Source organism: Parafilimonas sp. (assembly GCF_047606085.1).
In the GTDB taxonomy this organism is placed as follows: Bacteria; Bacteroidota; Bacteroidia; order Chitinophagales; family Chitinophagaceae; genus Parafilimonas.
Map to the genome: position 1 here is coordinate 1 of NZ_JASGEX010000127.1, position 5,312 is coordinate 5,312.

The following is a 5,312-nucleotide window of genomic DNA, read 5'->3' on the forward strand; positions in this document are numbered from 1 at the left end:
ATCTGAATGAATTTTGTTACAAGTTTAACCGAAGGTTCTTTGGGCAGAGTTTATTTGACAGGGTATTGGTCGCAACGCTGGAAAATCCATGGTACAGACCTTTTCCAAAAAACGGATAGTCATTAAATATTCAGGTGGGGGCGGAGGCATACAAACACCCTTCTTTACAAATCCATTTAATTTTTTATATTCCAAATTAGCTTCAGAGCCGGTAATAACTGCATTACTTAAAGAATCAGTTGATGATACTTTTACGGTTGTGGGTTCAAGAAAAAGCGCTAACACATCTTTATCATTTATTGATGTAGCGTGCCGGGGGCTATTTAAATACAATGTCACCAGGGTAGCGCCTGTAATTTTCGTATGAAAAGTATATTTATTGTTTATTATTTTTATGCTATCTAATCCATCACTATTTGTTTTAAGCGTTATAATATAGATATAATGGCTCGTAGCAATATTGTGTAATTCACCATTTATAGTTAATTCACTTTCCTCTACTGAAACATTACTAACAAGCATCGTTGCTATCTTAATCAGCAGGCATAGTGTCAAGCTTTTCATGATTAAACATTATTAAGACAGAGGGCCTGCAATAATAAACGATTTTGACAGCAAGCCCTCTATAAAAAATCTGCTTCAACGGTTTATGCTTATAAATAATTCTTTAAGTACATCTTTTTTACCCGTATTATAAACGCCGGCTGTTTACTCAATCCATTCATCATCTGTTTCTTCAAAGGTAGATGCCTTTTAATAGGGGAAAGCATATTATCAATTAAACCGGAAACACTTTTGTTTTGCTTTCGGGCATACCGCTTTATAAACTTTTTGTGTTCCGAAGAAACTACTATGGTAAGTTTTTCCTCCATCAGTTATGTAAAGCTGGCAATTTTAAAATCTTCCGGCATTTATTTTTCTGCAACAGGCAGCTCGCATCCTGCAACTATTTTGCCTCATTCGCCTTCAGTACCCTGATAAAATTTCCACCCAATATTTTTTCAACATCTGCTTTGCTGTACCCATGTTCAAGCAAGGCTTTTGTAACCAAAGGATAAGCCGTAACGTCATCCATATCCTGCGGCGGAAAACTGATGCCGTCAAAATCGCTGCCCATGCCCACATAGTCAACGCCAACCAGCTTAACAATATAGTCAAGATGGTCGAGCAATAAATGCAAGGGGGCGCGCATGCCGCGTACTTCATCCGCGTATTTTATGAACAATGCATTTTCGGCAAAAAATTCATTCTTCCCTGTTTTCATCAATGAATCTTTTTCTGCCGCATGGCGGGCTTCGAAAGCCTTTTCCTTCCTGTCAAAACCGCTGTCTAAAAAACCGGAGTAAAAATTCAATTGTATAACACCGCCGTTTCCGGCAATTGCTTTTATCTGGTCGTCTTTCAGGTTTCTTGGCACCGGGCATATAGAATAGGCATCGCTGTGCGAAGCAATAACCGGTTTTGTAGTGGTGTTAATTACATCCCAGAAAGTTTTTTCTCCCACATGGCTTACATCCACCATCATCCCTATTTTATTCATGTGCTGCACTATTTGTTTTCCAAAATCAGTGAGCCCCGTTTTACGCTGCGATTGTGCTGAATCGGTTTCAAATTTTGCACTTGTAGCCCATTCGTTATTGTTATTCCACGTAAGTGTCATATATCTTGTGCCGCGGGCATATAAACTATCAAGATTGTTTACACTGTTTTCAATCATGTGGCCGCCTTCCACGCCAATCATAGCTGCAAGCTTATGTTGCTTCACAGCCTGCATTAACGCTGTTGAACTGGTTACCAGCATCATCTTTCCGGGATTGCGGTTTATCCATGCATATAAGGTATCAATTTCCCTGTTGGCAAATGCATAAGGGTTTGCCTGTTCGCCATCGCACCATATACTAAACACCTGCACATCAATACCTGCTTTAAACATGCGGTTCAGATCGCTGTGTGTTTTGCCGTTGAGGTCTTCATCAAAGCGGTAACCTTTTTCAAGGCAGGTGCTGATAATATCATTGTGCGTATCGCACAGAATGCTTTCAAAGTGCAGCTTTTTATAACGCTGCGCCTGCACGCCTGCGGTAAAAATAAATGCAGCAGCAGCCAGGAACAATTGTTTCATTTTACTTTTCATGCTCTCAAACGTACATTAAATTTTTCACGCACAATTTGAAATGCACCCAATTATATATCATTCCGGTATTTTAAGGCTGAACCCGCCCAAAAAAATTGTTTAATTACTTCAAAACGCTCGTTCACCAATAAAATCCCGGCACTCATTCAATTCTGTAAAAACCGCGAAATGACCTTTTATATATTTGCACTGCCTTCCTCCTTCATCACAAAACATATTGCTATGAAACCGGGCATGATGATTTTTCTCACACAACCTGTCCCGAACCAGCTTCGGGAGGGGAATGCCTGCCTGCCGGTGAGGCAGGCACATAGCGAGATTCCATGAGACAACTGAAAAAACAAACTTGCACGAATGAAAATTAAAATGTACATATTGCTTGCGGGAATAGCCGTTTACGCTTATGCATGCCAAAAAGAAATGGACAAAACTGATGAAAACGCTACCGATACAGAAGGCACAGATGATACTGACAGCACAAACAGCTCCAATACGATTACAGGAACATGGAAATTTGTTTCCATAGAGGCGCAAACGCAAAGCATATCCGAAATAACAGTAGGCAATACCACCCAAAAACTTGCTGTTTTTTTGAATTATACTACCACAGATAACAGCGGCACAATCGTTATAAATGATTCTGCAATGAATTGCTCGGCAATAGCCTATAAAATTTCCAGCGAGATAAAAACATACAGGTATAAAAATGATGTGGTAACAGATTCCCTGACATTGCCCTATATAGTTACTTTTCCTGCAACAGACTCTTATACCCCATATACGCTGATCGGTACAGATTCCATCTTTTTCAGGAAGGGAGGTTTTACCAATATTTCTGCAGCCAGATTTAAAGTAAATCCTTCTGCGGCGCAGATACAGCTAAAAGACAGTGTGCTCTCTTTTATCCAGCCCCTAACCAAAGACACAACGGAGAGCATTGAAGGTATTGATTATCATACTATAGTAACAGGCACCGCTATATTAACACTAAACAGGCAATAATTTTAAGAGGCTGTTTAAAAACCAATGTTTTATTAATTTGCAGCATGCAGATAATTCCTTTAAGCGAAGGCGTTTTTACAATTGACAGGTCCAAGGTTTTTGTTCCCTTTGATATAAATAAAGATGAATTGCAGGCCCGCAGCGCCGGCAGCCTGCTGGTAGAAGTGCAGCCTTTTGTGGTGATAACAGAAAAAGACATGCTGCTGCTTGATACAGGCCTTGGCTTTACACAAAATGGTGAAATGCAACTGCACCGTAACCTCGCTGAACAAAATATAAAACCGGGAGACATAACCAAAGTCTTATTGTCGCACCTGCACAAAGACCACGCCGGTGGAATAAGCTGTAAAGACAGGTTGGGCCATTATCATCTCTCCTTTCCTCATGCGGTTTATTACGTGCAGCAGGCCGAATATAACTTTGCCATGGGCGCCGGCTTCCCTTCATACATGACAGAAGAAATTTCCATGCTTGAAAATAATTCGCAGGTTGTTTTTCTGAATGAAGAAGAAGGGTGCATTGATGGGTATATTCATTATAAAATAACAGGCGCCCACAGCGCCTGCCACCAGGTTTTCTGGATTAAGGAAGGCGATGAAACTGTTTTTTTTGGCGCAGACGATGCGCCGCAATTGCAGCAAATGAAGCACCGGTTTATTGCTAAATACGATTACGATGGCAGAAAAGCCATGGAGCTGCGCCACCAGTGGTGGCAGGAAGGCAATGAAGAAGGATGGCTGTTTTTATTTTATCACGATGTAAAAACACCTGTAACAATTGGTCGGTAATGCATGCATGAACAATATGAGGCAGAAGAAGTTATTCAGGGAGCTGCTATTAAAATGGCATGCGGAAGAAAACAAAAGAACCATGCCATGGAAGGGCGTAAAAGATGCTTACAAGGTTTGGCTCAGCGAAATTATTTTACAGCAAACGAGGGTGGAACAAGGCTGGGATTATTATGAAAAATTTATTCAGCAATACCCAACAATTGTACAGTTGGCCAACGCTGAAGACGAAGACGTTTTCAAGCTTTGGGAAGGCCTGGGCTATTACACACGCTGCCGGAATTTATTGCATACGGCAAGGGTGGTAAGAGATAAGCATAAAGGCTGTTTTCCATCTGATTATAATACGGTTTTAAATTTAAAAGGCATAGGAAGCTATACGGCCGCCGCAATTACATCCTTCTGTTTCAGCCAGCCTTACGCCGTTGTTGACGGCAATGTGCTTCGTGTGCTTTCCCGTTTTTTTGGCATTGAAACACCGGTAGATGCCACTGCGGGAAAAAAACTTTTTGCCAGGCTTGCGCAGGAATGCCTTGATACGGCCAATCCCGGGGAATACAACCAGTCCATTATGGATTTCGGCGCTACCGTATGCAAGCCTTTACCCCTGTGCCGCCAATGCCTGCTTCAAAAAAACTGCGTGGCATTTGGCAGCAGCAAGGTTGATATATTGCCAATAAAGAAAAAAAGCGCCCGGAAAAAAGAAAGGTGGTTCAGTTATTTTATTCTCACGCATAAAAACAAAACTTTTGTGCAGCAAAGAACAGCAAAAGACATCTGGCAGAACCTTTACGAATTTTATCTTGAAGAAACCTCAGCAGACCCTGCATGGAATAAAGAAACAATAAAACAATGGCTTGCTTCAAAACAATTATCACTTTCAGGAGAAGCTGTTATTATCCCGGCAAAAAAACAGGCGCTTACCCACCAGGTAATTAACGGCTATTTTATAGTTGCGGAACTAAAAAAGCTGCCCCCGGCATTTGCCGGCAACTGGCTTAGCAGCAACCAGATTAAAAGCAAGGCCTTTCCTCAATTCATACACCAGTTTACAGAAAAAACAAGCCTTCAGTTACGAGTATTGTAAAACAGCGGTATTGCGGCTTAAAAAAGGATTGTTTCTCTAAAAGCATTATATATTATAAATTGTGAAACCTGTATTAAATTAGCATATAAAAATTTAATCAGGTTTAACTAAGAAGCTGTCTAAAAATGAAATGTAAAAATACCCTTATGTGGATAAGTGGATAAAAAAGGCTGTGGCTTAATGGAGGAAAGTCGTTTTAAAAGATTCACCAAAAAATTTAAGCGACAGCCAATGGCAAGTTATTTCAAAATATTTAGATGTAAAAAGGAGCCGGAAATATGATTTATGCGAAATAGTCAAT

5 protein-coding genes and 1 pseudogene are annotated in these 5,312 nt (G+C 40.5%); 3 read left to right on the forward strand and 3 right to left on the reverse strand.

What is annotated here, in order from left to right; genetic code table 11:
- Positions 1–198: 198 nt before the first annotated feature.
- From QM629_RS11365 to QM629_RS11375, 3 genes and pseudogenes are all read right to left on the reverse strand, one after another.
- Positions 199–564: pseudogene (locus tag QM629_RS11365) on the reverse strand (DUF4369 domain-containing protein); the annotation flags it as partial.
- Between the two features lie 89 nt (positions 565–653).
- The gene (locus QM629_RS11370; RefSeq protein ID WP_415159991.1) at positions 654–872 is read right to left on the reverse strand and encodes a DUF6364 family protein; all 219 of its coding nucleotides are present in this window, start codon (positions 870–872) and stop codon (positions 654–656) included.
- Between the two features lie 74 nt (positions 873–946).
- On the reverse strand, positions 947–2,122 hold the full coding sequence (locus QM629_RS11375; RefSeq protein WP_415159992.1) for a dipeptidase: 1,176 nt from the start codon (positions 2,120–2,122) through the stop codon (positions 947–949).
- A 366-nt stretch (positions 2,123–2,488) separates the two neighbouring features.
- Here QM629_RS11375 and QM629_RS11380 point away from each other — a divergent pair, with 366 nt between their 5' ends.
- Genes QM629_RS11380 through mutY form a run of 3 tightly spaced genes read left to right on the forward strand, consistent with a single transcriptional unit; the run spans position 2,489 to position 5,011 of the window.
- A complete protein-coding gene (locus QM629_RS11380; RefSeq protein WP_415159993.1) occupies positions 2,489–3,136 on the forward strand; it encodes a hypothetical protein in 648 nt (215 codons plus the stop codon).
- A 44-nt stretch (positions 3,137–3,180) separates the two neighbouring features.
- Positions 3,181–3,924: an MBL fold metallo-hydrolase gene (locus QM629_RS11385; protein WP_415159994.1), complete on the forward strand. Its 744-nt coding sequence runs from the start codon at positions 3,181–3,183 to the stop codon at positions 3,922–3,924.
- A gap of 16 nt (positions 3,925–3,940) precedes the next feature.
- Entirely contained in the window at positions 3,941–5,011 is a 1,071-nt protein-coding gene (mutY, locus tag QM629_RS11390) for an A/G-specific adenine glycosylase (RefSeq protein WP_415159995.1), read from the forward strand.
- The last annotated feature ends 301 nt before the right edge of the window (positions 5,012–5,312 follow it).

Bases quoted from the DNA above. Each gene is read 5' to 3' on its own strand.
- QM629_RS11370 (WP_415159991.1), bottom strand. From the start codon at position 872: ATGGAGGAAAAACTTACCATAGTAGTTTCTTCGGAACACAAAAAGTTT.
- QM629_RS11385 (WP_415159994.1), top strand. From the start codon at position 3,181: ATGCAGATAATTCCTTTAAGCGAAGGCGTTTTTACAATTGACAGGTCC.
- QM629_RS11375 (WP_415159992.1), bottom strand. From the start codon at position 2,122: ATGAAACAATTGTTCCTGGCTGCTGCTGCATTTATTTTTACCGCAGGC.
- QM629_RS11380 (WP_415159993.1), top strand. From the start codon at position 2,489: ATGAAAATTAAAATGTACATATTGCTTGCGGGAATAGCCGTTTACGCT.
- mutY (WP_415159995.1), top strand. From the start codon at position 3,941: ATGAGGCAGAAGAAGTTATTCAGGGAGCTGCTATTAAAATGGCATGCG.